This window comes from Pseudooctadecabacter sp. (assembly GCF_020627745.1).
Lineage (GTDB): Bacteria > Pseudomonadota > Alphaproteobacteria > Rhodobacterales > Rhodobacteraceae > Octadecabacter.
This window is the reverse complement of record NZ_JAHDGE010000007.1, coordinates 93,394-119,871: the sequence shown is the minus strand read 5'-3', so window position 1 is coordinate 119,871 and position 26,478 is coordinate 93,394. Positions and strand designations below refer to the sequence as shown.

At 61.8% G+C, this 26,478-nt stretch carries 25 protein-coding genes; 16 read left to right on the top strand and 9 right to left on the bottom strand.

Annotation, left to right across the window (positions count from 1 at the left end; all coding sequences use genetic code 11):
- Positions 1-3 precede the first annotated feature (3 nt).
- Both QZ653_RS05570 and QZ653_RS05565 read right to left on the bottom strand, forming a co-directional pair.
- The gene (locus QZ653_RS05570; protein WP_296418371.1) at positions 4-486 is read right to left on the bottom strand and encodes a tripartite tricarboxylate transporter TctB family protein; all 483 of its coding nucleotides are present in this window, start codon (positions 484-486) and stop codon (positions 4-6) included.
- Positions 487-563: 77 nt separating this feature from the next.
- Positions 564-1,550 carry a Bug family tripartite tricarboxylate transporter substrate binding protein gene (locus QZ653_RS05565; protein ID WP_296418369.1) on the bottom strand — a complete coding sequence of 329 codons (987 nt, stop codon included), beginning with the start codon at positions 1,548-1,550 and terminating at the stop codon, positions 564-566.
- A gap of 102 nt (positions 1,551-1,652) precedes the next feature.
- Here QZ653_RS05565 and QZ653_RS05560 point away from each other — a divergent pair, with 102 nt between their 5' ends.
- From QZ653_RS05560 to QZ653_RS05535, 6 genes are all read left to right on the top strand, one after another.
- The gene (locus QZ653_RS05560) at positions 1,653-2,321 is read left to right on the top strand and encodes a response regulator transcription factor (protein ID WP_296418367.1); all 669 of its coding nucleotides are present in this window, start codon (positions 1,653-1,655) and stop codon (positions 2,319-2,321) included.
- A complete protein-coding gene (locus QZ653_RS05555; RefSeq protein ID WP_296418365.1) occupies positions 2,311-3,669 on the top strand; it encodes a sensor histidine kinase in 1,359 nt (452 codons plus the stop codon). The genes QZ653_RS05560 and QZ653_RS05555 overlap by 11 nt, the downstream gene beginning before the upstream one ends.
- Entirely contained in the window at positions 3,648-4,640 is a 993-nt protein-coding gene (locus tag QZ653_RS05550; protein WP_296418363.1) for an ABC transporter substrate-binding protein, read from the top strand. Before QZ653_RS05555 ends, QZ653_RS05550 begins: the two co-directional genes overlap by 22 nt.
- Positions 4,641-4,764: 124 nt before the next feature.
- Positions 4,765-5,631 carry a bifunctional 5,10-methylenetetrahydrofolate dehydrogenase/5,10-methenyltetrahydrofolate cyclohydrolase gene (locus QZ653_RS05545; RefSeq protein WP_296418361.1) on the top strand — a complete coding sequence of 289 codons (867 nt, stop codon included), beginning with the start codon at positions 4,765-4,767 and terminating at the stop codon, positions 5,629-5,631.
- Between the two features lie 57 nt (positions 5,632-5,688).
- A complete protein-coding gene (gene araD, locus QZ653_RS05540) occupies positions 5,689-7,431 on the top strand; it encodes an L-arabinonate dehydratase (RefSeq protein ID WP_296418359.1) in 1,743 nt (580 codons plus the stop codon).
- A complete protein-coding gene (locus tag QZ653_RS05535; protein ID WP_296418356.1) occupies positions 7,431-8,339 on the top strand; it encodes a Gfo/Idh/MocA family protein in 909 nt (302 codons plus the stop codon). The genes araD and QZ653_RS05535 overlap by 1 nt, the downstream gene beginning before the upstream one ends.
- Here the strand turns inward: QZ653_RS05535 and QZ653_RS05530 are convergent, their stop codons facing one another.
- Entirely contained in the window at positions 8,340-9,077 is a 738-nt protein-coding gene (locus QZ653_RS05530) for a DeoR/GlpR family DNA-binding transcription regulator (protein WP_296418354.1), read from the bottom strand.
- Positions 9,078-9,204: 127 nt separating this feature from the next.
- On the opposite strand from QZ653_RS05530, the gene glpD reads away from it, so the two are divergent.
- Entirely contained in the window at positions 9,205-10,782 is a 1,578-nt protein-coding gene (gene glpD, locus QZ653_RS05525) for a glycerol-3-phosphate dehydrogenase (protein WP_296418352.1), read from the top strand.
- Here glpD and bchO read toward each other — a convergent pair.
- From bchO to crtA, 4 genes are read right to left on the bottom strand one after another with little or no spacing between them, the layout of a single operon-like run.
- The gene (bchO, locus tag QZ653_RS05520) at positions 10,764-11,585 is read right to left on the bottom strand and encodes an alpha/beta fold hydrolase BchO (RefSeq protein WP_366933052.1); all 822 of its coding nucleotides are present in this window, start codon (positions 11,583-11,585) and stop codon (positions 10,764-10,766) included. The two genes, glpD and bchO, sit on opposite strands and share 19 nt — an antisense overlap.
- Before the next feature lie 35 nt (positions 11,586-11,620).
- Positions 11,621-13,243: a magnesium chelatase subunit D gene (locus tag QZ653_RS05515; protein WP_296418348.1), complete on the bottom strand. Its 1,623-nt coding sequence runs from the start codon at positions 13,241-13,243 to the stop codon at positions 11,621-11,623.
- Positions 13,243-14,247: a magnesium chelatase ATPase subunit I gene (gene bchI / locus QZ653_RS05510; RefSeq protein WP_296418346.1), complete on the bottom strand. Its 1,005-nt coding sequence runs from the start codon at positions 14,245-14,247 to the stop codon at positions 13,243-13,245. Before bchI ends, QZ653_RS05515 begins: the two co-directional genes overlap by 1 nt.
- Positions 14,244-14,948, bottom strand: coding sequence for a spheroidene monooxygenase (gene crtA / locus QZ653_RS05505; RefSeq protein WP_296418345.1), 705 nt, complete (start codon positions 14,946-14,948; stop codon positions 14,244-14,246). Before crtA ends, bchI begins: the two co-directional genes overlap by 4 nt.
- Before the next feature lie 125 nt (positions 14,949-15,073).
- Here crtA and QZ653_RS05500 point away from each other — a divergent pair, with 125 nt between their 5' ends.
- Genes QZ653_RS05500 through tspO form a run of 3 tightly spaced genes read left to right on the top strand, consistent with a single transcriptional unit; the run spans position 15,074 to position 18,154 of the window.
- Complete coding sequence (locus tag QZ653_RS05500; RefSeq protein ID WP_296418343.1) at positions 15,074-16,621, top strand: phytoene desaturase; 1,548 nt, start codon at positions 15,074-15,076, stop codon at positions 16,619-16,621.
- Complete coding sequence (gene crtB / locus QZ653_RS05495) at positions 16,618-17,640, top strand: 15-cis-phytoene synthase (protein ID WP_296418342.1); 1,023 nt, start codon at positions 16,618-16,620, stop codon at positions 17,638-17,640. The genes QZ653_RS05500 and crtB overlap by 4 nt, the downstream gene beginning before the upstream one ends.
- Before the next feature lie 31 nt (positions 17,641-17,671).
- Positions 17,672-18,154 carry a tryptophan-rich sensory protein TspO gene (gene tspO / locus QZ653_RS05490; protein WP_296418340.1) on the top strand — a complete coding sequence of 161 codons (483 nt, stop codon included), beginning with the start codon at positions 17,672-17,674 and terminating at the stop codon, positions 18,152-18,154.
- Here tspO and crtC read toward each other — a convergent pair.
- On the bottom strand, positions 18,151-19,020 hold the full coding sequence (crtC, locus tag QZ653_RS05485) for a carotenoid 1,2-hydratase (RefSeq protein ID WP_296418405.1): 870 nt from the start codon (positions 19,018-19,020) through the stop codon (positions 18,151-18,153). The genes tspO and crtC overlap by 4 nt on opposite strands.
- Complete coding sequence (crtD, locus tag QZ653_RS05480) at positions 18,975-20,543, bottom strand: 1-hydroxycarotenoid 3,4-desaturase CrtD (protein ID WP_296418338.1); 1,569 nt, start codon at positions 20,541-20,543, stop codon at positions 18,975-18,977. The genes crtC and crtD overlap by 46 nt, the downstream gene beginning before the upstream one ends.
- 135 nt (positions 20,544-20,678) lie before the next feature.
- Between crtD and QZ653_RS05475 the strand changes: the two genes are divergently transcribed.
- From QZ653_RS05475 to bchY, 6 genes are all read left to right on the top strand, one after another.
- Positions 20,679-21,515, top strand: coding sequence for a polyprenyl synthetase family protein (locus QZ653_RS05475; protein ID WP_296418336.1), 837 nt, complete (start codon positions 20,679-20,681; stop codon positions 21,513-21,515).
- A 1-nt stretch (position 21,516) separates the two neighbouring features.
- Positions 21,517-22,650, top strand: coding sequence for a methyltransferase (locus QZ653_RS05470; RefSeq protein ID WP_412765992.1), 1,134 nt, complete (start codon positions 21,517-21,519; stop codon positions 22,648-22,650).
- A 113-nt stretch (positions 22,651-22,763) separates the two neighbouring features.
- Entirely contained in the window at positions 22,764-23,705 is a 942-nt protein-coding gene (gene bchC, locus QZ653_RS05465) for a chlorophyll synthesis pathway protein BchC (protein WP_296418335.1), read from the top strand.
- Positions 23,702-24,703, top strand: coding sequence for a chlorophyllide a reductase iron protein subunit X (locus QZ653_RS05460; protein WP_296418333.1), 1,002 nt, complete (start codon positions 23,702-23,704; stop codon positions 24,701-24,703). The genes bchC and QZ653_RS05460 overlap by 4 nt, the downstream gene beginning before the upstream one ends.
- The gene (locus tag QZ653_RS05455) at positions 24,693-24,905 is read left to right on the top strand and encodes a hypothetical protein (protein ID WP_296418331.1); all 213 of its coding nucleotides are present in this window, start codon (positions 24,693-24,695) and stop codon (positions 24,903-24,905) included. Before QZ653_RS05460 ends, QZ653_RS05455 begins: the two co-directional genes overlap by 11 nt.
- Positions 24,898-26,475, top strand: a complete 1,578-nt coding sequence (gene bchY / locus QZ653_RS05450) for a chlorophyllide a reductase subunit Y (protein ID WP_296418329.1) — start codon at positions 24,898-24,900, stop codon at positions 26,473-26,475. The genes QZ653_RS05455 and bchY overlap by 8 nt, the downstream gene beginning before the upstream one ends.
- Positions 26,476-26,478: the final 3 nt, after the last annotated feature.

Sequence of the window (26,478 nt, the reverse complement as noted above, 5' to 3'; positions counted from 1 at the left end):
GGATCAGGTTCCCATAAAATATGGCAGGGGGCGTAGGAAGATGCCGAGGACCTCTTGCACCAGATACCAGACGGCGAGGGTGGCGATGAGGGACACAGGGATCATGATGTGCCATTTCCTCTCTCCCAGGATCAGCGATCCGGTGATCAGGAACAGCGAGGTCGAGGCAAGAAAGCCCAAGGGACGCAGGCAGAGGGCATAGACAACCATGAGGCCCAACAGCAGCAGCGCCTGGCCGAGGAAATAATCTGTGAGGCGGCGGTGGTCGATTTCCCCGATCTTTTGTTCGCCTTTTTCAAGACCAAGCAGGATGATCAGGCTGGCCGCGATGCCGAAGATGGACAGGACTTTGGGGAAGGTGCTGGGCCAGATCGGGTTGCGACGCATGAAGGGCGCAAGGTCTGCGTCCATCGTGAACCAAGCGGTGTAGCCGTAGGTGATGCAGATGCCCAGAAGGATGAGCGCGATCCAACGATCCAGTGCCATGAGGTGCTGTCCTGTGAATTGTGTGAAAGAAGGCGGAGCAGTTGCCTGCCCCGCCTTTTGTGTGATCGAAAAGGGACTTAGAGGAAGCCCAGTTTCGTCATCAGGTCACCGATGACTTTTTCCTGATTTTCGAGGAAGGACAGGAAGTCGTCGCCGGGGTTGTGGATGTTCACCCAGCCGTTGCGGGCGCGGACAGTTTCCCATTCAGGCGTGTCGTACATGGCGGCAATCGCGGCCTGATACTGGGCTGTCTTTTCTTCGGACAGACCGGGGGCCGCGAAGAAACCGCGCCAGTTGACGAAGGATGTGTCGATGCCCTGTTCCATCATGGTCATGGCGTCAGGGGCTGCGTCGACACGGTCTTCGGATGTGACGCCGATGATTTTGACTTCGCCCTGATTGGCCAGATCGACCGCTTCGGAGAAGCCGGTGGACAGCGCCTTGATCTCGCCGGACAGCAGGGCTGCCATGGCGGTGCCGCCTGCGTCATAGGGGATGTAGTTCACGCCCAGCGCGTCACGACCGGAGGCTTCCATGACCATAGCGGCCACAAGGTGGTCCATGCCGCCGGGGACAGAGCCGCCGCCGATAGGTGTGCCGTTTGGATCGGCGTCGTACATGGCAAGAAATTCTTCCATGTTGGACACATCGCTGTCGGCGGGCACGACGAGGGCCGCATAGTCACCGATGGTGCCGGACACGAGGGTCAGGTCACGGAAGTTGTGCGGGAACACGCCTGTGAGAGAACGGATCACGATGGGGGTCGAATTGACCATCAGCGTGTTTTCAAGGCTGGCTGCGTTTTCGATCATGTAACCGATGGCTGTACCACCGCCACCGCCGGACATGTTTTCGTAGGATGCGGACCCGACGAGGCCGGATTCGGTCAGGGCTTCGCCCGTGCCGCGTGCCGTGCCATCCCAGCCGCCACCGGCACCGCCGGGGATGAGGAAGTGAACTTCGTCAAGGATCTGGTGGCCGTCTGCGAAAGCGGCATTGCCCAGACCAAGTGTGGCAACAGCAGTTACCATGAGGGCGCGACGGCCCATTTTCATCGTTTTCATTGTAGTCTCCCTTTTGGTAGCCATCTCCTCATGGCTCCTGACAGAGTATGAGCATGGGAACCTGACATGCACCTGTCACGGGTTAATTTAGTGGAAGAGGCGATGAAGTACCTTTTGGTCGAGGATAATCCCGAGCTTGCGAATGCGGTGTCATCACGGTTGCGGCTGGACGGGCATAGCGTTGATCATGCAAGAAAAATCGAGGATGCGCGGGCCTTTGTCGCCGCCGCCGAATATGACATGATCCTGCTGGATATCATGTTGCCGGACGGCGATGGGCGGACGTTCCTGAAACACCACCGTGCGGCGAATAATGACACGCCGGTCATCGTCCTGACCGCCCGCAGTCAGGTGTCGGATCGAATCAGTATGCTGGATCTGGGCGCCGATGACTACGTCACCAAGCCCTTCGATCATGCCGAACTGGAGGCCCGGTGCCGTGCCGTTTTGCGCCGCAAGACCGGGTCGGCGCAATCGGTCAAGACATTGGGAGAGGTGGAATTCGATGCGGTTGGCGGGCATCTGCGTGTGAAGGGCCAGCCGGTCGAGTTGCGCAACCGCGAACTGCGGCTGCTTGAGTTGCTGATCAACGCACCGGGGCAGGTGTTTTCCAAGCAAAAGCTGGTGGACCGGCTGTTTTCCTATGATGACGATGTGTCCGAAAACGCGATTGAGGTTTATATCGGGCGGCTGCGCAAACATCTGGAAGGATCGGATGTGCAGATCAAGACGCTGCGGGGGCTTGGGTACAGGCTGGATCATGACGGCTGAGGTCAACACCCGCGGATCGCTGCGGACGCGGCTGGCGCTGATCCTGACTGGCGGGGCGGCGGGTCTGGCGGTGATCCTGTTTGTTGTCGTGCGCGCGCTGTCGGCCCAGATTGCACAGCAGGGGCAAGACAACGTGCTGAGCGCGTCGATGTCGTCCATTCTGGATTCAGCGTTGGTGCGGGACGGGCGGGTGTCACTGGATTTCCCCTATTCGTCGCTGTCGATGCTGACGACAGATGCGGATGACCGCGTGTTTTATGCGATCTACGAGGGGGAGGTTCTGTTGTCGGGGTACGATGACCTGACGGTGCCCCAAGGCGTGACGCCGGACAGAAGCCGGTTCACCACGGTCGCCTACAAGGGGGAGCCTGTGCGGCTGGCCACGGGGGTGCGCCGCCTGATCGGGGCGGACGGCCAGCGGACCGTTTCGGTGACGATCGGCCAGACACAGGATGCCTTGTCCAACACGCTGAACGCGATTTCGCGCAACGTGGCTTTGCTGGGGATCGGGTTTTTCGTTCTGGCCACGGGGCTGGCGGTTTGGGCGGCGTCTTTTACATCGGGTCAGTTGCGACGGCTGACCACCTCTGTGACGCGACGCGGCCCGCAGGACCTGAGCCCTGTGTCAAAGCCTGTCCCGTCCGAGATGGTGCCGCTGGTCGGGTCCCTGAACACGTTGATGTCGCGTCTGGACCACACGCTGACACAGTCGGAGGATTTCATCGCTGAGGCCGCGCACCGTATCCGCACGCCATTGGCCACTGTGCGGTCCCATGCGGAGGCGACGTTGCAACGGGTCGACCATGCGGAGAACCGTCAGGCGCTTTTGTCGATGGTGCGTGCCATTGACGAAAGCAGCCGTGCGGCGGGGCAGTTGCTGGATCATGCGATGGTGACGTTTCGGGCCGAGAACCTTGAGAAAGGGGAGGTCGATCTGGAGGAGGTTCTGCGCGAACTGGTTCAGCGCATGAGCCCCATTGCGGATATGAAGGACATCACGCTGGACCTTGTCGCACAGGATGCGTCCGTGCTGCACGGGGACGCCATTTTGCTGCAGAACGCCTTTCGCAACCTGATCGACAATGCGTTAAAGTATGCACCGGCGGAAACGGCTGTCATGATCCGCGTGGACGGGCGCAAGGTCACGGTTTGTGACGGCGGCCCCGGTTTTGCGATGGACGAAATCCACCTGCTGTCGGGGCGGTTTGTGCGGGGCAAGGACACGGGCCACAAGGTCGGGTCCGGTCTTGGGCTGACCATTGTGCAGGCTGTCACGACGGCCCATGGCGGAACGATGACATTGAGCAACAGACCGGAGGGCGGCGCGTGCGCTACTGTGCAATTCTAGCGGCGGTGATCTGGGCCGGTTTGGCCACAGCGCAGGGATGGGAGGACCGGCAGGTTTTCGGGACGGGCGATGCGCCCTTGCGGGTGCTGTCGAGCACGGACACGTCTTTCTTCCGGCCGATTATTGAGGATTTTATCGCCACCTCGCCCGAAGTTTCCGTGGAATATCTGGTGACGGGGACCGCCGATCTGGACGTTCTGTTTCGCGCTGATCCGACGGCCTATGATGTCGTCATCTCAAGCGCGATGGATTTGCAGCTGAAGCTGGCGAATGACGGATTTGCCGCGCAGCTGGCGGATGTCGATCATCCCGATTGGGCGGAATGGCATGACAGCCTGTTCGCCTTCACGACAGAACCCGCAGCCATTGTCATCAACCGTGCCGCGCTGGGCGATTTACCTGTGCCGCGCACGCGGCAGGACCTGATCGAACTGATGCGCGCCCATCCTGCCACCTTTGACGGGCGGGTGGGCACCTATGATGTGCGCCAGTCGGGACTGGGGTATCTGTTTGCCACGCAGGACGCGCGTGCATCCGAAACCTACTGGCGCTTGATCGAGGTCATGGGACGGATGGATGCGCGACTTTATTGTTGTTCCGGGGCGATGATTGACGATCTGATCGCCGGTGATCTGGTCGTCGCCTACAACGTGCTGGGCAGCTATGCCGAGGGCAGGTCCGAAACAGAGGCCGCGTTGACGGTGATCCTGCCGTCGGAATTTCCAACGACAATGATGCGGACAGCGCTTGTGTCGCGGCAGGCGTCGGACCGGCCTGTGGCAGAGGCGTTCCTGCGCCACATCCTGGCCCTTCAGGCAACGGGCGATGCGACGCGGTTTCCACTGCCTCCTTTGGCGGCGGGGGACGGTCCGGTTATCGGCCTCAATCCCGCGCTGATGACCTATCTGGACAAGATGAAGCGGGACACCTTCATCGGCGAATGGGAAGATGCGATCGTGCAGGACGACTAAGTTTCCTTTCCACGTCATCGCCCGATGGCGAAACGGCAAAAAGCGGCCAAACCGGACGATTTGGGTCTTGGCGCAGGATCGCAGCGCCGTGCATATCTGGCCCGAAGACACAAAGGGGACAGACATGGACGACAACAGGCTGGTGCGCGGCGCGCCCGTGCGGGACAGGATTTTGGCGCAGGTCAGAACCTATGCCGGTGAACAGGGGGATATGCCGTCGATTGTGTCGATCCTGATTGGCGATACGCCCGAAGCCGCCGTTTACATCCGCAATCAGGCGCGGGGCGCGGAGAAGGCCGGATTGCCGTTCCGTCAGGAAAACTGGCCCTCCGACATGACGCAGGAGGCCTGCAAGGCGCGTATCCTTGAGATGAACGATGATGCGGGCGTGTTGGGTATTATCCTGCAACGCCCCGTGCCCGACCACATCAACGTCCGGTCTCTTCAATCGGCCATTCACCCGCTCAAGGATGTGGAGGGGATGAACCCTGCGTCGATCGGGAATATCGTCTATTCGGATGTGGCGCTTGCGCCCTGTACGGCGGCGGCGAGTGTGGAATTGATCAAGGAAACCGGTCTGCCCCTTGAGGGGCTTGAGGTTGTCATGATTGGCCATTCCGAAATTGTCGGCAAACCGGCGGCGATGATGTTGATGGCCGAAGGCTGCACCGTCACTGTCTGTCATCACATGACGCGGTCTGTTGCGATGCATTCACGCCGTGCGGATGTGGTCGTGGTGGCGGTGGGCAAGGCGCATCTGGTCGGTCCCGAAATGATCAAGCCCGGTGCGGCGGTTATCGACATTGGCATCAACCAGATCGAGACCCCGGACGGGGTCAAGATCGTGGGCGACGTCGACACCGATGGCGTCAAGGAACTGGCCGGTTGGGTGACGCCTGTGCCCGGTGGTGTCGGCCCTGTGACGGTGGCCATGCTGATGCGCAATGCGATGGTGGCGCATCAGAGGCAGAAGGCGGCGGGCTGGCTCTAGCCCTTGCATCTGGCGAAGTCTGGGGTGAGGTATGGGAAACAGCATTTGGAGGACCCGATGACGTTCAAACCCGCGCAATGGCCGCGCAAGCTGCGGTCTCAGGAATGGTTCGGTGGCACCAGCAAGGATGCGATCTATCACCGTGGCTGGATGAAGAACCAAGGGTATCCCGATGATCTGTTCGACGGGCGGCCTGTCATCGGCATCTGCAACACGTGGTCCGATCTGACACCGTGCAACGGCCACCTGCGGGAACTGGCCGAAAAGGTGAAGAACGGCGTGTGGGAAGCGGGCGGGTTTCCGGTGGAGTTTCCGGTGTTCAGTCCGTCCGAAAGTGCGCTGCGCCCCACGGCCATGATGTTCCGCAACCTGTGCGCCATGGATGTGGAAGAGGCGCTGCGCGGCAAGCCCATCGACGGCGTGGTGCTGATGGCAGGCTGTGACAAGACCACGCCTGCCTTGTTGATGGGGGCCGCATCTGTCGATCTGCCCGCGATTGTTGTCAGTGGCGGCCCGATGTTGAACGGGCATTTCCGCGGTGAACGTGTCGGGTCCGGCACGCACATCCGCAGGTTCAACGAGGCCGTAAAGGCCGGTGAGATGACGCCTGAGGAATTCGTTGAGGCCGAAGGATCCATGAGCCGGTCCGCAGGCGGCTGCAACACCATGGGCACCGCCAGCACGATGGCGTCCATGGCCGAGGCGCTGGGCATGGCCCTGTCGGGCAACGCAGCCATTCCGGCGGTGGACAGCCGACGCCGGATGATGAGCCAGCTGACAGGCCGGCGGATTGTGCAGATGGTGAAGGATGATCTGAAACCGTCGGACATCATGACGAAAGAGGCGTTTGAAAACGCGATCCGCACCAATGGCGCCATTGGCGGGTCAACCAATGCCGTCGTGCATTTGCAAGCCTTGGCGGGCCGGTGTGAGGTGCCGCTGACGCTGGAAGACTGGGACCGCTGCGGCAAGGACGTGCCGACAATCGTGAACCTGCTGCCATCGGGTAAGTGGCTGATGGAGGAGTTTTTCTTTGCGGGCGGTCTGCCCGTTGTCATCAAGCGGTTGGGGGAGATGGGGTTGCTGCATCGCGACGCGCTGACAGTCTCAGGCGGGTCGATCTGGGATGAGGTGAAGGACGTCCGGAACTGGAACGAGGACGTCATCGTGCCGACCGAAAAGGCGCTGCGCAAATCGGGCGGTATTGCGGTGTTGCGGGGCAACCTCGCGCCCAACGGGGCCATTTTGAAACCGTCCGCCGCCACACCTGCGTTGATGCAGCACCGGGGTCGGGCCGTCGTGTTCGAGGACATCGACGATTACAAGGCGCGGATTGACCTGCCTGATCTGGACATCGACGAGACCTGCGTGATGGTCCTGAAATACTGCGGACCAAAGGGGTACCCCGGCATGGCGGAGGTGGGCGACATGGCGCTGCCGGCCAAGCTGTTGAAACAGGGCGTGCGCGATATGGTGCGCATTTCGGATGCGCGGATGTCCGGCACAGCCTACGGGACCGTGGTGTTGCACACCGCACCCGAGGCCGCCGCCGGTGGCCCGCTGGCGGTGGTGCAGAACGGGGATATGATCGAGTTGGACGTGGAAAACCGGCGGGTGCATCTGGATATTTCCGATGAGGAACTGACCAAGCGGCTGGCCGATTGGACACCCCCCGTGGACAGGCCGGTGGGCGGGTATGCCCAGCTGTACTATGACAAGGTGAACCGCGCGGACGAGGGGGCGGATTTTGATTTCCTCGTCGGACGGCGGGGCAACGCGGTCGCAAGGGAGTCGCACTGATGAAGGTTGCTTTGGTAGGGATCGGCAAGATCGCCGTGGATCAGCACGTGCCGTCGATTGCGGCATCGGATGAGTGGGAACTGGCCGCGACGGTCAGCCGGTCGGGCACTGTCGAGGGCGTTCCGGCCTACACGGAAATCGACACTATGCTTGCGGAAAACCCCGATATCGAGGTGGTCAGCCTGTGCCTGCCGCCCGTGCCACGGTTTGACTATGCTGCCGCCTGCATCAAGGCCGGACGTCATGTGATGCTGGAAAAGCCCCCCGGTGCGACCTTGGCCGAGGTGCATGCCTTGCAGGCGATGGCGGATGACGCGGGCGTGGTTCTGTTTGCCACTTGGCACAGCCGGATGGCCAAAGGCGTGGCGGCGGCGAAGGCGGCGCTGGACGGAAAAATCCTTGAAAGCGCGCATATCGACTGGAAGGAAAACGTGCGCAAATGGCACCCCGGTCAGGATTGGGTGTGGGAACCCGGTGGCATGGGCGTGCTGGACCCCGGCATTAATGCGCTGTCGATCCTGACGGAAGTGCTGCCTGCGCCGGTGCATCTGCGCAGTGGTGTTCTGCAGGTGCCTGCAAACCGGCAGACGCCGGTATCGGCCGAGTTGAAATTTACGGGCAATGTCACCGCATCTTTTGACTGGCTGAAAGAGGGTGAGCAGACGTGGACCATGCGGCTGACGGCAACAGATGGTACGGCGGTCCAGTTGAAGGACGGGGGCAACCGCTGCTTTGTGGACGGTGAAGAACAGCCCGAGGCGGAATTGGGCGAATACCCCGCGTTGTATGCGCGCATGGCGGATCTTGTGCGGACGGGTCGATCGGACGTGGACCTTGCGCCGATGGTGCATGTGTCCGACATCATGACCTTATGTGAACGGGAGGCTGCCCCAGCGTTTGAATGGTGACTAGACCGTAACCGTGCGCAGGGGGTGATGGGCCATGCCGGACGCCAGCCCGTCGGTGACGAACAGGGCCAGATCGGTCATCCGCGCGATGCGCGCCGGGGCCGTCCGCGAAAACTTTGACCGGTCCGCGACAAGCGCGGTGGCATGGCTGTTTTCAATGACGCTTTGGCTGACGATCACCTCATCCAGATCATAATCGAACAGGTCGCCGGTCTGGTCCAGGGCGGAGCAGCCGATGATGGCGAGGTCGAATTTCAGTTGACGCACGCCTGCTGCGGCCTGCGCGCCAACAAGGCCGCCATCGGCGTGGCGCAGCGTACCGCCTGTGACCATGACGCGATTCGACGGATTGGCCGATAATATAGGCACGGCGTTGAGGTTGTTTGTCATGACCAACAGACCCTCATGGTGGACAAGGGCGCGGGCGGCGGCCTCGCACGTGGTGCCGATGCCGACGAAAACCGAAGACCCGTTCTTGACCTCATTCGCGCAGGCCAGCCCGATGCGCGCTTTGGCGTCATCGTTAAGCCGCCTGCGGTCTTCGTAGCGGATGTTGCGCAGACCGGACGGCAGGATCGCGCCGCCGTGCACCCGTTCCAATCGACCCTGTTCCGCCAGATCGGTCAGATCGCGGCGGATGGTTTGCAAGGTGACGTTGAAAAGGGATGCAAGCCCTTCGACGGTGACTTTGCCATCGGTTCGGGCCTGTTCGAGGATTTTTGCATGTCGAAAGTTCATGCCAACCGTTTACGGCATTGCTTTCGTTTTATCCATAAACGAACATCAATATATTTCGTTCTTTTTCTTTCTGGGCGGGTTTGCTAGATGCGCTATCTAAGACAGGACCCCAAAGGCGGACGGACCCATGGCAGACGTAGAGACAGATTTTGACCTTTTCATCATTGGTGGCGGCATCAACGGATGTGGCATTGCCCGCGATGCATCGGGGCGCGGGTTGCGCGTGGGTCTGGCGGAGATGAATGACCTTGCCTCGGCGACGTCCAGCGCATCGACCAAGCTGTTTCACGGCGGGTTGCGGTATCTGGAATACTTTGAGGTCCGTCTGGTGCGCGAGGCGCTGATTGAGCGCGAAACCCTGTTGCGCGCCATGCCGCACATCAGCTGGCCGATGCGGTTTGTGCTGCCCTATCACAAGGACATGCGGTTTGAAGGATCAACGCCGACGTCCAAGATTTTGAATTTCGTGATGCCTTGGATGAAGGGCCGACGGCCTGCATGGCTGATCCGGCTGGGTCTGTTCATGTATGACAATCTGGGCGGTCGCAAAATCCTGCCCGGCACCACGACTGTTGACCTGACCACAGCGCCGGAAGGCAAGGGGATCGAGGACCGGTTTGAGTTTGCTTACGAATACTCTGACTGCTGGATTGAGGATTCGCGCCTTGTCGTGTTGAACGCGCGAGATGCGGAAAACCGCGGCGCCAAGATCATGGTGCGCACCAAGGTGACCTCTACCATCCGGCACGACGACCATTGGGTGGTGCAGCTTGAAGACACCGACACCGGTGAGGTGCGGACCGTGCGTGCCAAGATGCTGGTCAATGCGGCTGGCCCTTGGGTCGGCGACATCATCCAGCAGAAGGTGCGATTGAATTCTACCGAAGGCGTCCGGCTGGTGCGGGGATCCCACATCGTGACCAAACGTCTGTTTGATCATGAGAAATGCTATTTCTTCCAGGGCACCGACGGGCGGATCATTTTCGCCATTCCCTATGAGACGGATTTCACCCTGATCGGGACGACCGACGCGGAACATGACGACCCCAGCGTAAGGCCCGTCTGCACGGATGAGGAACGCGATTATCTGGTCGCTTTCGCCAACGGGTATTTCAAGCAGGACATCACCAGCGATGATGTGGTCTGGACCTATTCAGGCGTGCGCCCCTTGTATGATGATGGGGCGCAAAGTGCGACAGCAGCGACCCGTGACTACACGTTGAAAGTGGACACCAACGGGGGCGCGCCGATCCTGAACATTTTTGGCGGAAAGATCACGACGTATCGCAGGCTTGCCCAGAGCGCTTTGGCCAAGATCAGCCCGTATTTCGACGGGGTGAGCGGGGATTGGACAGCTGGTGTTCCTTTGCCGGGCGGCGATTTCCCTGTTGACGGAGTGGAGGCCCTGATTGCGGATATTATGCGCGATTACGGGTTTGTCGATGCGCGCTGGGCCAGACGTCTGGTGCGGGCCTATGGAACGGATGCGCGCAATGTCCTTGGGAATGCCAAGACGGCCGCCGATCTGGGCACGGATTTCGGCGCAACATTGACGGAAGCCGAGGTGCGTTGGCTGATGGACAAGGAATACGCGCGACGTGCGGAAGATGTCGTATGGCGGCGCAACAAGCTGGGGCTGAGGCTGAACGACATGCAGATTGCCGCGCTGGATGCGTGGATGTCGGATCAGCGGGCCGCTGCCTGAAGGCAGTCTTGAATGAGGGTTGCGACGCGGTCGGGGTCCTCTTCATGAACCAGATGTCCAAGATTTTCGATCCGGTGAAGCCATGCGTCGGGCAGCCGTTGTGCGGCGTCCGCGCTTGATTTCGGGGGGACGGCCTTGTCCCCGTCGGCGGTGATCAGATCGACACGGGACTTGATCGTGGGCAGTGCGGCTGACAACCCATCCAGCGACCATTGGGCCATCATCATCAAAGTTGCGTCGACGTGGGATGCATCCTGTACCAGCCGCAGATAGAGGGCCTCTCCCTCCGCGTCCAGACGGGACCCTGTGCCGGCGATGAGGTTGCGCACAGATGCGGCCGTGGCCGTCCGCGAAAACAGTTTGGCCGACAGCGGGTTGAGGGCCAGTGCCTTGGCCATCATCGGGAACAGCCACCCCGCAACGCCGCGAAAGTTGGACAGGGCCGCGTTGATGCCGATGACATGGGTGGGTGAGGTGCGCGCCATTTGCAGGGCGATGGCAGCCCCTGCGGAATGGCCGATCAGGGCTGTGGGCGTCCAGCCCTGATGTGCAACCAGCGCGGACAGGTCTTCGGCCATATGCGCCAGATTGCAGCGCGCACGTGCCCCGATTTCGGTAAAACCCTGACCGGGAAGATCAATGGCGACAACGTGGTGGGTTCGCGTCAGGAGGGGATAGAGGCCCCGCCAGCTTTGGGTGGCGCCGCCGGCCCCGTGGATCAGCAAAAGCGTATCGCCCGAACCGCCCTCTTGCACGTGCCATTTATGGGGTCGACACAGGACCTTGCGGGACTGGTCCGCCATGGGCCACCCTGCCAGATCATCGGGCCACCGCATCGCTACTCAGCCAGCGCGGCGGACACCGCACCGGACATCTTTCGGGCATCGGCGCGTGGCACGGGCATGTAGAGACCGCCCATCTTTCGTGACAGGTCGGACAGAAACCGCGAGGGCCGGTTGCCAAGGTCCAGAACGATCGCATCAAGGTTATGTGTGCGGATCTGGGCGGCAACAGTCTCTGAATCGCGGCAGGCGGCGGGTCGGTCGGGCAATCCGTTGAGGGCGATGTTTGCCCGCCCGTCCGTGAGGACGATGATGCAGGGGGACATGCCCTGCCGTTTCGCTGTCTGCGCTGTTTTGACAGCCTCGATCAGGCCTGCGGCCAGGGGTGTGCCACCCCCGCCGGGCAGGGCGGCAAGCCTGCGTTTGGTCTGCACAAGAGAGCGCGTGGGCGGCAGCATCAGATCGGCCGTTTCCCCGCGAAAGGCGATAAGGCTGACGTGATCACGGCGGGAATAGGCGTCCGACAAAAGCAATTCGACGGCGCCCTTCGCCTCCCCCAGACGGGCCATGGCGGCACTGCCGGAGGCATCGACGGTGAAAATGAGCAAACGATCCGATTGTTCTTCGAACTGTTTGATGCGGAAGTCGGACGGCAGAACCCTAAGCCGCCCCGGTTGTGCGCCCCGCAGTTTTTGCCACGGGGCTGCGGCCCGCAAGGTGGCGATCAGATCAAGGCGGTTGCGACCTGTCAGACGACCGCCGCGTGCGGGCTTGGGCCGTCCGCGCCGGTTGCCGCGATGTCTGGTCCCTGCGCCTGTGCCTTTTGCCACCGATCCATGGCCATTGATCTGGTCCAGAAGACCTGCGGGCAGGTTGGCCAGCACGGCATCGAGGACGCGATCTTCGAGTTGCCCGACCTCTTGCGCGTCTGAGGGCGGAGGCGGCGGTTCGTCCGCTGGCGGCTCCGGTTCATCGACAGGCGGAAGTCGGGTGGCCCGATGGGCCAGCGTCAGGGCTGCGGCGACTTCGATGTCGTCCGAGATGAGGGACCTGCGTTGATGCAGAGCCGCATTCGCACGTGCGGCACGCAGCGCAAAAAGTGGTGCGCGCTGGCTTGCGATGCCCAGATTGAGGCAGAGAGACACGAGCGTGGTCAGCGTTTCAGCAGGCGTCGCAACCAACGGAAGGCTGCGTTTCGCGCGGTCAATTCTATCGGGGTCGGGCAGTAAATCCACATCCTTGAGAGCCAGATCGAGGGTGATGTGAAAGGCCATACGTTCGGTCAGGGCCACCGGTGCCCCTTCGTCCGTATCGGCGCCTTCATCAAGGGTGATCAGAACGGGCAGGCGGGTGTCATCCATCGCCATGGCCAGACGCGCAGCCGTGTCCGGTTCGCAGCGGTCGGCCATGGTCAGAAGGGTCGTGCCCTTGCCGGTCAGTAGCCCGTCACGCAGGTGCATCTTTCCCGATTGCAGGGTCTGTGTCAGGTCGATCCCGCCAAACAGCGTTTCGTCATCCATTGCGGGATGCAGTTTGACAAGGGGCCGTGGCAGAATGCCCAGAGCCTCCAGAAAGGCATCGCGGACAGGACCGCAGCGGGCGCGGATGTTGGCCCCGCCCAGCCCTGTCGGATCAACGGCCAGAAGGGTCAGCGCGAGGGTGGCCCTGTCCCACGACATCAGGCCAGCACGTCTTCGACAACACGGGCGACCCGTGCGTCGCTGCCGGCATCGTCCAGCGGATCGCGGCGCAGGCGGTGACGCAGGGCCATGGGGGCCACGGCGCGGATGTGATCACGGCCGATGGCTGTGTCTTCACGGAAGGCCGCAAAGGCGCGCGCGGCCTTGAGCAACGTCAGTTCCCCGCGCAAACCGTCAGCACCCAGTTTGAGGCAAAGCCCCGCGATGTCAGTCAGCGCGGAATCGGTGGTTTTGAGCTGACGCAGAGACTGTTTTGCCGTCTCGATCTGTGTGCGGATGAGGGCATCTTCGGCCTTCCAGCGGACCATGAAGGCCTCGTAATCGGTCTCAAACGCGTCGCGGCGTTTGATGACTTCGACCCGTTCTTCAATCGTGGTGGGGGAGGATACATCGACGCTCAGCCCGAACCGGTCCAGAAGCTGGGGACGCAATTCGCCCTCCTCGGGGTTGCCGGAACCGACGAGGACGAAGCGTGCGGGATGGCGGATGGACAGACCTTCGCGTTCAACCACGTTTTCGCCGGATTGGGCCACATCGAGGAGGAGGTCAACGATGTGATCTTCGAGAAGGTTCACCTCATCTATATAAAGGTATCCCCGGTTGGCGCGGGCCAGCAAACCGGGCTGGAACGCCTTTTCACCGTGCGATAGAGCCTTTTCGATATCCAGTGCGCCGGTCACGCGATCCTCGGTCACGCCAAGGGGCAAATCAACGACGGGGGTCGGGGCGGCGGAGACGGTTTTGTCGGCCATGTCCACCCAGACGGGCACGTCTTCGGCGCGTTCGGAATTGACGGGGCAGCCCTCCACCCGCTGGATTTGTGGCAGAAGTGCCGCCAGCGCGCGTACGGCGGTGGATTTTCCGGTGCCACGATCTCCGAAGACCAGAACACCGCCCAAGGACGGGTCGATGGCGGTCAGGATCATGGCGCGTTTCATGTCCTCCTGACCAACAATGGCGGAGAAGGGGAAAGGCTGTTTCATGGCATATCCAGATTTGCGAGGGGGGAGGCACCGTTCCAGCTTCCCATGTCGGATTTCACGGCGAACCGCGCGTAAAGTTCTTCGCGGAACCAGTCGTTGTCGCGCACGGCGCGGATGGCGTCTGCGTGGTGACCTGTGCGGGCGAAATTCGCCATGCGTTTGGCGTCGGGCCAGATGGAGAACGTGACCTGATGCAGCAGCGGAACTTCCCCGATGCCGATTTTGAAAGCCACGTTTTTGTCCGCCCCGATGACGGAGGAAATGTCGGGGACACGTTTCCAGAATTTCGCGGCGATGGAGGGTTTCACCGTGGCGCGGGTCAGGGCCGCGAGGGGGCCGGTTGCCGGTTCATCGGTGATGGTAAAGGGCGCGCTGCCGGACCATTCGCCTTTGACCGATGTTGGGGAAAGGAACACGGTCCAGTCTTCGGCGGCGCGGCTGCGGTAGCGTTGGAAAATAGGCGCTGTGGCGATGCGGCTGCGGGCTGTGTCGTGATCGGGCCAGGTGGCGAGGATCGCGTAGACGCCAAGGTTGGGGACGGGCGTGAACCCTTCGCCGGTGCCGGACCCGCAGAGTTTCCAGAACCCGATGTCGGGCGTGCGCGGCAGTGACAACCGGGCCGCACCCATCATCGCAAACGCCCAGAGGCGATCGCGCGTCCGGTCAAACCGGAACAGGCTGAGGGTGACGATCTGGCTCACACGCGTGGTTCCCTTTGCGGTGTCAGGATGAGTTTACACATTTTGAAGGACTTGGGAAGACTTGGAGCGATCAGGCCTGGAAAGCATAAGTTGTAAAAGCAAATCCAGCGCTTTAGTGTCAGCTTATGTTGACACATGATCCCCGTTCCGAATCGTCTGATGTGGCTTTGGTCATTGGTGCTGGCCTTGGCGGGCTGGCTGCCGCGATGCGGCTGGGTGCCAAGGGCTACCGCGTGCAAGTGCTGGACAAGCTGGACCGCGCGGGCGGGCGTGGATCGTCGATCAGCCAGAACGGGCACCGGTTTGATCTGGGGCCGACCATTGTCACCATGCCCGAGGTTCTGGAAGACCTTTGGGCCGCGTGCGGGCGGGATTTTCACCGCGATGTCGATTTGCGCCCGATGGATCCGTTTTATGAAATCCGGTGGGAAGACGGCAGTTCGTTCAAAGCACGTCAAAGCACCGATGCGATGGTGGCTGAGGTCGCAAAATTGTCGCCCCGCGATGTGCCCGGATTCCACAAGTTTCTGAAAAGCGCCAAGGCACGCTACAAAGTCGGGTTTGAGGGGCTGGGCCGCCGGTCTATGCACCAGTTGTGGGAGACCGTGAAGGTCCTGCCGAAATTTGCGCAGCTGCGCGCGGACCGGTCGATCCTTGGCCATGCCCGCGCGTATGTGAAGGACGAACGGCTGCGCATGGCGCTGTCGTTTCATCCTCTGTTTATCGGCGGCGATCCGATGCATGTGACGTCGATGTATGCCTTGGTCAGTTATCTGGAAAAGGAATACGGCGTGCACTACGCCATGGGCGGCGTGCAGGCGATTGCCGATGCCATGGTCCGCGTGATTGAGGATCAGGGCGGCACCGTGCGGCTGGGTGTTGAGGTCGATGAAATCCTTGTCGAAGGCGGTCGCGCCGCAGGTGTGTCCATGACCGATGGCACGAAAATGCACGCCGGTGTTGTGGTCAGCAACGCGGACGCCGGTCACACCTATGACCGTCTGATGCGAAACCACAAACGCAAACGCTGGACCACGTCCAAGTTGAAACGCAGCCGGTGGTCCATGGGGCTTTATGTCTGGTATTTCGGGACCAAAGGCACGGCGGGCAAATGGGGGGATGTGGGGCATCACACGATCCTCAGCGGGCCACGTTACGAAGGGCTGCTGCGCGATATTTTCATCAAGGGCAAATTGGCTGATGACATGAGCCTTTATCTGCACAGGCCTTCCGTGACAGACCCCAGCGTCGCGCCGCAAGGGGATGACACGTGGTATGCGCTGTCGCCAGTTCCGCATTTGGGACATGCCGATGCGGTGGACTGGAAGGCCGAGGCGCCGAAGTATCGCGCGAAGGTTGCCGCCGTTTTGGAAAAGACCATTCCGGGGTTTCAGGATCACCTGTCTGCGTCCGAAGAGTTCACGCCTGAAACCTTCCGCGACAGGTATTTGTCCCCCCACGGGAGCGGTTTTTCGATTGAACCGCGGATTCTGCAATCGGCATGGTTCCGGCCCCATAATGTCAGTGAAGAGGCCAAGGGTCTCTACCTTGTTGGCGCGGGCACCCACCCCGGTGCAGGGCTGCCCGGTGTGATTTCCAGTGCCGAGGTTCTGGGCCAACTGGTGCCGGAAGCCCCGCGCGTTGCAGTGGCGGACAGATTGGCCGCCGAATGATCCGCGAAGATGATCTGAACCACTGCCGTGAGGCGATCCGCACGGGGTCTTATTCCTTCCACGCGGCGTCCCGGTTGTTGCCCGCCGCTGTCCGTGATCCGGCCTTGGTGCTTTATGCGTTTTGTCGCTTGGCCGATGATGAGGTGGATGAGGGCGATCACAAACGGCGCGCTGTCCTGAGCCTGCAAGACCGGCTGGATGCGATCTATGCGGGGCGTCCGAAAGACGCGCCCGAGGATCGGGCGTTCGCTGCGGTGGTTGAGGAATTCGACATGCCAAAGGCGCTGCCGGATGCCTTGCTTGAAGGGTTGGCATGGGATGCGCAGGACCGGCGCTATGCCGATCTGTCGGGCGTGCGGGACTATTCGGCGCGGGTGGCCTCTGCCGTTGGCGTGATGATGTGCGTGCTGATGCGCGTGCGCGATGCGGATGCGCTGGCGCGGGCCTGTGATCTGGGTGTGGCGATGCAGTTGACCAACATTGCCCGCGATATTGGTGAGGACGCGCGCGCCGGGCGCATTTACCTGCCACTGGACTGGTTCGATGAGGCGGGGATGGATGTGGCGGCGTTTCTGGCCGATCCGCAGGCGACCCCCGATGTGCGCCGCATGGCGCGACGTTTGTTGGCCGAGGCAAAGCGGTTGTACCTGCGGTCCGAGGCTGGCGTGCCGGCCCTGCCGCGCACGTCCCGCATGGGCATTTATGCGGCGCGTTTCATCTATGCTGGCATTGGCCACGAAGTGCGCCGCGCCGGACATGACAGCATCACCCATCGCGCCCGAACGTCTAAGGCGCAAAAGATCGGGTGGATGGGGCAGGCGATGCTCCGCACGGGTGCCAGCCTGATCACCCCGCGATCCCCCATCCTTCATGCGCGGCCTTTGGATGAGGTTGCGTTTCTTGTGGATGCGGCATCGCGCGAAGGACGGCCCATGGGGCGCACCGCTGCTTTGCTTGATGTATTGGCGCAGTTGCAGCGCCAAGACGACGATATTGGACAACATTCCAACCCCGTCTAGGTAAGGGGCAACACCGCATTCGGGGGCCCATATGGATATCTGGCTGTTCTTTCTATTTCTTGCCGCGACCTTTGCCGCTGGTGCGACGGGTGCAATGTTCCCGCCGGGCAAGTGGTATGAGCGCCTTGAAAAGCCCGGCTGGACACCGCCGAACTGGATGTTTCCCGTCGCTTGGACGACGCTTTACCTGCTGATGTCTTTTGCAGGCGCGCGTGTGGCCGGTGAGGCGGGCGCAGGGTTCGCCATGGGGTTCTGGGCGTTACAAATTGCGCTGAATACGCTGTGGACGCCGGTGTTTTTCGGGTTGCGCCGGTTGAGAGAGGCGGTGCCGATCATGGGCGCGCTTTGGATCGCGGTGGCGGGCTGTATGGTGACCCATTGGATGGTCGACACTTGGGCTGGCCTGGCGTTCGTGCCCTATCTGGCGTGGGTCACTGTTGCGGGCGCGCTGAATATCTCCGTCGCGCGGCGCAATCCGGATGTGGCACCGGTGGCCTTGCAGGACCAGCCCTAAAACCGCCATTTCGCGCGGCGCGGGACGCGACAGGCGAGCATGGGTTTCAAAAAGGGTGACGCAAAACGGTTGAGGTCAAGCGCCTCATGCACACCCGTCACACGTTCGCCGTTCAAGGTCGTTTCCACAGCCGAGCGGGAATAGAACGGCGCGTCCAGCATGGGCAAAACCTGACGCGGCGTGGTGCCCGTATCGGCGCGTGTCTCACGACGGACCTGCCAGAGGGAGCGTTTGAACGGGGTACGCGGGGGGGCGTCTGTATAGGCCATGTCGCCGTCGGGCGTGAAAGCAATCGCAGAGTCCAGTGTCGTGCCATCGCGGCGTTCGGCGTCATAGATGCAGACGGCCCCGTCGCGGGTCGGGTATCTGCCCCATGTCCAGAACCTGAAATCCTCCTCCAATGCGCGGGTGCCGAAGTTGCTGTCAAAATACCCGTGGCCGTCCCATTGCCATCCGTCCGCTTCAAGATCGACGGTGATGTCGCTGATGGGCGCGAAGGGGCGCCAGACATGGGCGCCGTCATGCGTCAGCAGCAGTTCTTTGGAAGTGATCGCTTTGGGCGTCAGTTTGATCTGCCCCCGCACGCGGCTGATGACCGGCGGGGCCGAGATTTCGTTGATGTCGATGGTGAGGGATGTGCCATCCCAATGCAGCGAAGACGGCCCTACCGTGAAGGTGTCGTCTGTCTGGCGCAAAGCGCTGCGGCCACGGTCGGTCATGGTGAACCGCCCGCCGGGGCCATATGTGGCCACGTTGATGCAGACGTGGTTTTCGGGGTCACGGCGGCCGGACCATTTGTACCACGGCGAAAAGACCGACCCTATGAAGGCGATGACGCTGACGGCGCGGGTGCCGTCGTGGCTGATGCCGTCGATGTACCACCACGCATAGCCGTTGGGCGGGACGGCGAGGTTAAACGCAGGTCCGTGCAGATCGCCTCTGCCGCGTGCAGTCCGGAGAGGGTCGCCATCGGCACCCCCGCCCCCGGATGTGCCCCGCCCCCCGCCAGATACAGCCCCCGCATCGCCGTGCGGGCCGTCGGGCGTTTCAGCCCCGCCGTCATCCCATGCGGGGATCGCCCGTAAAGCGACCCGAGGCTGGCCGGAAACAGGTGATTGAAGTCCGCCGGCTGGGTCAGCGTCGTGGCGTTCGGCATGGGCGTGAAGCTGAGCCCCATCTGCCCCAGACGGGTGAGGATATGTGTCTGACATCGGGCGGCCCTTTCGTGGGTGGCAGTGTCGTTCGGCCCGCAGGGGGCCGCGTTCATGATGATTTCAAAGCGTTCGGGTCCCGTGGGGATGGCGTTGCCGCCCCTGTCCTGCGCGCAGATATAAAGCGTCGGGTCGGTCGGGATTTTGCCTGCGGCGATGGGGTCAAATTCATCGCGCGGGTCGTTGCCGAAAAAGACATTGTGGTGGGACAGGTCCACGCCATGCGGGATGGCGGCAAAGGCCATGACATCGGCGGACAGGCTGCGCGGCGTCACGGCTGTTTCAGGCACAGCCGTGCGCGCAGTGTCGCCCAGATGGCCGGTGGTCAAAGCGCGCGGATCGCCGTTGAAGACGACGGCGTCGGCGTGATGCGAAGTGCCGTTCACCGTGACGCAAACGCCTGTGTCACTTTCAATGATCTTGGACACCGGCGCGTCCAGATAGACCTTCCCGCCGCGCGCAACGATCAGGTCATACATGGCGCGGGCCAGCGCGTGCATTCCGCCTTTGACAGACCAGACGCCAGTGCCTTCCGCGTGCCAGATCAGCGACAGCAAAGCAGGGGAGGCATAGGGCGAACCGCCGACATAGGTGGCATACCGGCCAAACAACTGCCGCAACTTTGGTTCTGAAAACTGGCTGCGCAACATTTGTGCCAAGGTCTGGTGCGGGGCCATGGCGCGCAGAAGGCGCGGGTCTTTCAGAACGACGCCAGCCAAGGCCAGCGATGACGGTTTTGCCGCTTGCATCATGGGTGTGTCAAAGGCGGTGAACAGCCGTCTGGCGCGGTCGGAGAAGGCGGTGAATTCCTGCGCGGCGCGGGGACCGAACACATCGGCGACATTGCGGGTTGAGGCAGCGGGGTCCGCCATCAGATCAAGGGTGGTGCCGTCTGACCAAAAATGCCGCGCGATGGTGCTGTCGGGCGTCACGGTCACATGATCGTCCAGCCGCGCGCCACAGGCTGCAAAGAGGTCGTCAAAAACCCACCGCATGGTCAGCACGGTTGGTCCGGCGTCCACCGGCCCTGCCACAGATGGCACGGTGCGCATTTTGCCACCGACCGCCTCCGCCGCCTCAAACATCGTGACCTGCGCCCCGGCGGACAACAGACGCAGCGCGGTGGCCAGCCCGCCCACGCCTGTCCCGACGACAATGATGTGTTTGCTGGGCGACATAAGGCTTTCGTTGACTCGCTTTTGATATGTGTCCACTATAGTTTACACATTGCCTGTCTGACAACATAGACAGATTGGCGCCAGTTTGGAGGTTCCATGCCCTTGAGTGTGTTCAGTCAACGGATCGAAGCGGCCATGACTGCCGCTGTCTCCACGACCCAGAAGGGCACCCCGCCGGATCAGCTGACCCGCGCGGTCGCCTATGCGGCAGCCCCCGGTGGTGCGCGGATCAGGCCCACGATCTTGTTGAGCGTTGCCATGGCCTGTGGCGATGACCGCCCTGACGTCAGCGATGCGGCTGCGGCCGCGCTGGAGCTTATCCATTGTGCCAGCCTGGTGCATGATGACATGCCCTGTTTTGATGATGCAGACATTCGGCGCGGCAAGCCCACGGTGCATTTGGCATTTTCGGAGCCTTTGGCGCTGTTGACAGGGGATAGCCTGATTGTCCTCGCGTTTGATCACCTCGCACAGCAGGATCCGGACCGCGCCCTGCCGTTGATCCGGCATCTGGCGACCCGCACGGGCACGCCCTTTGGGATTTGCGCCGGACAGGGCTGGGAAAGTGAACGCGACATCAACCTGTCCGCTTATCACCGTGCGAAAACCGGTGCGCTATTCATCGCCGCCACCCAGATGGGCGCGATTGCCGCCGGTCAGGACCCCGAGCCGTGGGAAGAGCTTGGCGCGCGCATCGGGGAGGCCTTTCAGGTCGCTGATGACCTGCGGGACGCGCTTTATGACGAGGCGGAGTTGGGCAAACCTGTCGGTCAGGACGAAATTCACAATCGCCCCAACGCGGTCACCGAATTGGGTGTGGACGGGGCGGTGACGCGGTTGAAGGATATTCTTGGCGGCGCGATTTCATCCATTCCGTCGTGCCCCGGAGAGGCCGCCTTGGCGCAGCTGGTGCAGGCCACGGCGAAAAAGCTGATCCCGTCCAGTTCGGTCATCCGCGTTCCGGGTGAATGACATGGCCGATGGCGCACGGTTTACGGGCGGTCTGACGGCGACGGCGCCCAAAGGCTGGCGCAACCGGTTGATGGCGTCTGCCCGCTTTCAGGCTTGGGCGGCGCGGTTTCCCCTGACACGGCGATTGGTGCGGCGCGAGGGTCAGGCGCTGTTCGACGTCATGGCGGGCTTCTGCCACTCACAAATATTGATGGCACTGGCGGAGTTGAAACTGCCGGAGGCCCTGTTGGCCGGGCCGGTCGCGGTTGAGGTTCTGGCCCATGAGACGGCGATCCCCGAGGACCGGTTGACTATTTTGCTGCGCGGCGGGGCCGCGATCGGGCTGCTGAAGCTGCGGCGCGGACAGGTGTCGTTGACCCAGCGGGGCGCGGCCTTTGCCACCGTGCCCGGATTGTCGGCCATGGTCCGCCATCACCGCGCGTTCTACCGCGATCTGGAGGATCCGGTGGCGTTTTTCCGCGGAGAGACGACCACCGAATTGGCTGAAGTCTGGCCCTACGTTTTCGGGACCGGCACGGACATTGATGGGGCAACGGCGCAGACCTATTCCGACCTGATGGCCCAAAGCCAGGTTCTGGTGGCGCAGGACACCCTGCGGATGGTGTCGTTTGACGGCATCACCACGCTGATGGATGTGGGCGGTGGCACCGGCGCATTTCTGGAGGCGGTGGGGCAGGCCCATCAGACCGTCATGCTAAGGCTTTTCGATTTGCCGGCGGTTGCACCCGCCGCATCCGACCGTTTTGCCGCCGCCGGTCTGACGGGGCGGACGGAGATTATGACCGGATCGTTCAAGCAGGATAGCCTGCCCACGGGGGCGGATGCCATTTCCCTTGTGCGGGTGCTGTACGATCATTCTGACACCACTGTTCGCGATCTTTTGGCCAAAGCCCATGCTGCCCTTCCTGCGGGAGGGCGTATCGTTATCTCTGAACCCATGAGCGGTGGCGACGCCCCTGACAAAGCGACCGACGCCTACTTCGCCCTTTACACATTGGCGATGCGAACAGGACGAACGCGGTCAGCCACCGAAATTGCGGACGCTTTAAGGGTTGCGGGATTTGCCGACATCTCCGTCAAGCGCCCGCTTAGGCCCTATGTCACGGCCGTTGTGACGGCCCGTAAACCGACCTGACAGATAGTTGTCTAACTAGATTGACACAAATAACTGTCAGGTTAAACTTACACATGCTGAAGACCGTAATTCCGACGCCCTGATTCTGTGGGTGTCTTCGACTGGGACGATCAATGGAAACCACTGCTGTCATTTTGGAAGGGCCCCGCAAGCTGTCGCTTGAGGCTGTGCCTTTGAAAGACCCCGGTGCGGATGACCTGATTGTTGACGTCAAATATTCCGGCATATCCACCGGTACGGAAAAGCTGTTCTGGTCCGGCGACATGCCGCCCTTTCCGGGAATGGGCTATCCCCTTGTTCCGGGATACGAGGCCGCCGGTGAGGTCATCGAGGCGCCACGCGCATCAGGGTTCAAACCCGGTGATCATGTGTTTGTCCCCGGAGCGAATTGTTATGACGGTGCGTTTGGTCTGTTCGGCGGGTCGGCCCGCCGGTTGGTTACAACGCCGGATCGTGTGTCGCGTATTGATGCAGGGCTTGGTCCGCAATCGGCCCTTTTGGCGCTGGCGGCCACGGCGCGTCATGCCATGGCCGGTGCAGGTAAAACCGTCCCTGATCTGATTGTCGGTCACGGCGTCTTGGGTCGTTTGCTGGCGCGGCTGACCGTGGCCGCCGGTGCACCCGCACCCACCGTGTGGGAGGTTGACCCCGCGCGCCGTTCAGGTGCTGCCGGTTACGATGTGATCGCCCCCGAAGATGACCCGCGCCGCGACTATCAGTGCATCTACGATGCGTCGGGCAACGGGGATCTGTTGAATGATCTGGTCGGCCGCATCGCCAAAGGTGGTGAAATTGTCCTGGCTGGTTTCTATACCAAGCCGCTGAATTTCGCGTTCCCGCCTGCCTTCATGAAGGAGGCACGGTTCCGCATTGCCGCCGAATGGGCCGCCGACGATCTGGTGGCGACACGGCAACTGGTCGAATCCGGTGCGCTGTCGCTGGACGGCCTTATCACCCACACACGCCCCGCCGCTGACGCGCCGGTGGCTTACGAACAGGCGTTCAGCGATTCCGCGTGCCTGAAAATGATCCTTGATTGGAGTGCCGTCTCATGAAGGACGAAGTGCCGAACCTGAAAGATTTCGACCAGCGTCTGCGTGACGAGGCGAACGAGCCGTCGTTGGAGGTCCCCCAAGGGGAGCCCACGAAGAAGACCCAGATCATCGCGATCTATGGCAAGGGCGGGATCGGCAAATCCTTTACGCTGGCCAACCTGAGCCACATGATGGCAGAGCAGGGCAAACGTGTGCTGCTGATCGGGTGCGACCCGAAATCCGACACCACCAGCCTGCTGTTTGGCGGCAAGGCGTGCCCCACGATCATCGAAACATCCACCAAGAAAAAGCTGGCTGGCGAAGAGGTCGCGATTGGCGACGTCTGTTTCAAGCGCGGCGGTGTGTTTGCGATGGAACTTGGCGGGCCTGAGGTTGGTCGTGGCTGCGGTGGTCGCGGGATCATCCACGGGTTCGAACTGCTGGAAAAGCTGGGATTTCACGATTGGGATTTCGATTACGTCTTGCTGGATTTCCTTGGCGATGTGGTCTGTGGCGGCTTCGGCCTGCCCATCGCGCGGGACATGGCGCAGAAGGTGATCTTGGTTGCCTCCAACGACCTGCAATCCCTGTACGTGGCCAACAACGTGTGTTCGGCGGTTGAATATTTCCGCAAGCTCGGCGGCAATGTGGGTGTCGCCGGTCTGGTGATCAACAAAGACGACGGATCGGGTGAGGCGCAGGCCTTTGCCAAGGCGGTGGATATTCCGGTATTGGCGTCGATCCCTCAAAACGATGACCTGCGCAAGAAATCCGCGAATTACCAGATCGTTGGCACCGCTGAAAGCGAATGGGGCGATATGTTTGCAGCCCTTGGCGACAATGTTGCCGTGGCCCCGCCCCAACGGCCCACGGCGCTGAACCAGGACGAACTTCTTGAGCTGTTCGACGGCTCCGAAACCGGTGCGGGGTATGAACTGGTGCCTGCCACAGACATGGACATGCGCGGCAAGAATTCCGCCCCCAAAGCATCGTTGGAGGTTATCTACGATGACGCATGATCGCCGTGAGACGAAAAAGCCGGAAGACACCGAGTCGAACACTGGTGAGGGGTCGCATATCAGCCAGCCCGGTGAGTTCAGCAAACGTGCCGAGACCGTATTTACCAATGGATCGGAACTGGCAGCACAGACGCAACAGCGCATTGATGCTGCCCGCGATTTGATGCGCCGTTTGGGCAAGGGCAGTCTGTCGAATGAGTGACACGCGCGAGACATATAAGGTCGAGTATGACGAGACCGGCGCGGTGGACGTGATTCAGGCGGAGGCGTTGCCAGCGGATCGCGTGGCGGATGCGCCTGAGGCGCTGGGCTGCCACAGCGGATCGGAGATGGCCGAGGCCGCGAAAATGGCCGGATCGTCGGACATTCTGGATCAATATGCCAAGGATTATCCGCAGGGGCCGCATGACAAGCCCCAGTCGATGTGTCCGGCGTTCGGGTCGCTGCGGGTGGGCCTGCGGATGCGCCGCACGGCAACAGTATTGTCAGGGTCCGCCTGCTGCGTTTACGGGCTGACCTTTGTGAGCCATTTTTACGGGGCGCGGCGGTCGGTCGGCTATGTGCCGTTCAATTCCGAAACGCTGGTGACGGGCAAGCTGTTCGAGGACATCCGCGAGAGCGTTCATGACCTCGCCGACCCGGACCGCTACGACGCGATTGTGGTGACGAACCTGTGTGTGCCCACGGCCTCCGGTGTGCCGTTGCGGCTGCTGCCGTCCGAAATCAACGGGGTGCGGATCGTCGGGATTGATGTGCCCGGTTTCGGTATCCCGACCCATGCAGAGGCCAAGGATGTGCTGGCCGGTGCGATGCTGAATTACGCGCGTGCCGAGGTCGAGGCGGGACCGGTTCAGGCCCCTGCGGCTGGCAAATCGGACCGCCCGACAGTGGCATTGTTGGGGGAGATGTTCCCCGCCGATCCGATGATGATTGGCGCGATGTTGGCCCCCATGGGCATGGCCGTTGGTCCGACTGTGCCGTGCCGCGAGTGGCGTGAGTTGTATGCGGCGTTGGACAGTTCTGTCGTGGCGGCGGTGCATCCGTTCTACACCGCATCCGTGCGGGAATTTCAGGCAGCCGGTCGCCCTGTTGTGGGCTCTGCGCCCGTGGGACGCGACGGCACAGCCGAATGGCTGCGCGGGATCGGTGAGGCCTATGGCGTCAGCGCCGACCAGATCGCGGCGTCCCAGAATGCGTTTTTGCCAGCGATTGATCAGGCCCTTCAAGGGGCGCGGATCAACGGAACGATCACCGTCAGCGGGTACGAAGGCAGTGAACTTCTCGTTGCGCGGTTGCTCATCGAAAGTGGTGCGGATGTGCCTTACGTGGGCACAGCCTGTCCCAAGACGCCGTGGAACACCGCCGACGAAGAATGGCTGAAGGCCAAGGGCGTGACGGTCAAATTCCGCGCCTCGCTCGAAGACGATTGTGCCGCCATGGAAGGCGTGAAGCCTGATCTGGCGATTGGCACGACGCCAGTGGTTCAAAAGGGCAAAGAGCTTGGCATCCCAAGCTTGTATTTCACCAACCTGATTTCAGCGCGCCCCTTGATGGGTCCGGCTGGTGCCGGGTCGTTGCAGGAGGTCGTGAACGCGGCCATGGGCAACAAGGACCGCATGGCGCACATGCGCGAATTCTTCGAAGGCGTGGGCCATTCCGACACCGCCGGTGTCTGGGAAGGTGCCCCCAATGTGCGCGAGGATTTCCGCGCCACAAACCTCAAGAAACTGGAACGCGCCGCCAAGGCCGCCAAAGCGGCGGAGATGATCTGATGC

Excerpts from the sequence above, each read along its gene's own strand:
- QZ653_RS05460 (WP_296418333.1), top strand. The coding sequence starts at position 23,702 with ATGAAGGACGAAGTGCCGAACCTGAAAGATTTCGACCAGCGTCTGCGT.
- QZ653_RS05535 (WP_296418356.1), top strand. The coding sequence starts at position 7,431 with ATGAAGGTTGCTTTGGTAGGGATCGGCAAGATCGCCGTGGATCAGCAC.
- QZ653_RS05500 (WP_296418343.1), top strand. The coding sequence starts at position 15,074 with ATGTTGACACATGATCCCCGTTCCGAATCGTCTGATGTGGCTTTGGTC.
- bchY (WP_296418329.1), top strand. The coding sequence starts at position 24,898 with ATGAGTGACACGCGCGAGACATATAAGGTCGAGTATGACGAGACCGGC.
- crtD (WP_296418338.1), bottom strand. The coding sequence starts at position 20,543 with ATGTCGCCCAGCAAACACATCATTGTCGTCGGGACAGGCGTGGGCGGG.
- tspO (WP_296418340.1), top strand. The coding sequence starts at position 17,672 with ATGGATATCTGGCTGTTCTTTCTATTTCTTGCCGCGACCTTTGCCGCT.
- QZ653_RS05560 (WP_296418367.1), top strand. The coding sequence starts at position 1,653 with ATGAAGTACCTTTTGGTCGAGGATAATCCCGAGCTTGCGAATGCGGTG.
- crtB (WP_296418342.1), top strand. The coding sequence starts at position 16,618 with ATGATCCGCGAAGATGATCTGAACCACTGCCGTGAGGCGATCCGCACG.
- QZ653_RS05570 (WP_296418371.1), bottom strand. The coding sequence starts at position 486 with ATGGCACTGGATCGTTGGATCGCGCTCATCCTTCTGGGCATCTGCATC.
- QZ653_RS05455 (WP_296418331.1), top strand. The coding sequence starts at position 24,693 with ATGACGCATGATCGCCGTGAGACGAAAAAGCCGGAAGACACCGAGTCG.
- bchO (WP_366933052.1), bottom strand. The coding sequence starts at position 11,585 with ATGGCGGACCAGTCCCGCAAGGTCCTGTGTCGACCCCATAAATGGCAC.
- QZ653_RS05565 (WP_296418369.1), bottom strand. The coding sequence starts at position 1,550 with ATGAAAACGATGAAAATGGGCCGTCGCGCCCTCATGGTAACTGCTGTT.
- QZ653_RS05545 (WP_296418361.1), top strand. The coding sequence starts at position 4,765 with ATGGACGACAACAGGCTGGTGCGCGGCGCGCCCGTGCGGGACAGGATT.
- QZ653_RS05555 (WP_296418365.1), top strand. The coding sequence starts at position 2,311 with ATGACGGCTGAGGTCAACACCCGCGGATCGCTGCGGACGCGGCTGGCG.
- QZ653_RS05470 (WP_412765992.1), top strand. The coding sequence starts at position 21,517 with ATGGCCGATGGCGCACGGTTTACGGGCGGTCTGACGGCGACGGCGCCC.
- bchC (WP_296418335.1), top strand. The coding sequence starts at position 22,764 with ATGGAAACCACTGCTGTCATTTTGGAAGGGCCCCGCAAGCTGTCGCTT.
- araD (WP_296418359.1), top strand. The coding sequence starts at position 5,689 with ATGACGTTCAAACCCGCGCAATGGCCGCGCAAGCTGCGGTCTCAGGAA.
- QZ653_RS05515 (WP_296418348.1), bottom strand. The coding sequence starts at position 13,243 with ATGTCGTGGGACAGGGCCACCCTCGCGCTGACCCTTCTGGCCGTTGAT.
- bchI (WP_296418346.1), bottom strand. The coding sequence starts at position 14,247 with ATGAAACAGCCTTTCCCCTTCTCCGCCATTGTTGGTCAGGAGGACATG.
- QZ653_RS05530 (WP_296418354.1), bottom strand. The coding sequence starts at position 9,077 with ATGAACTTTCGACATGCAAAAATCCTCGAACAGGCCCGAACCGATGGC.
- glpD (WP_296418352.1), top strand. The coding sequence starts at position 9,205 with ATGGCAGACGTAGAGACAGATTTTGACCTTTTCATCATTGGTGGCGGC.
- QZ653_RS05475 (WP_296418336.1), top strand. The coding sequence starts at position 20,679 with ATGACTGCCGCTGTCTCCACGACCCAGAAGGGCACCCCGCCGGATCAG.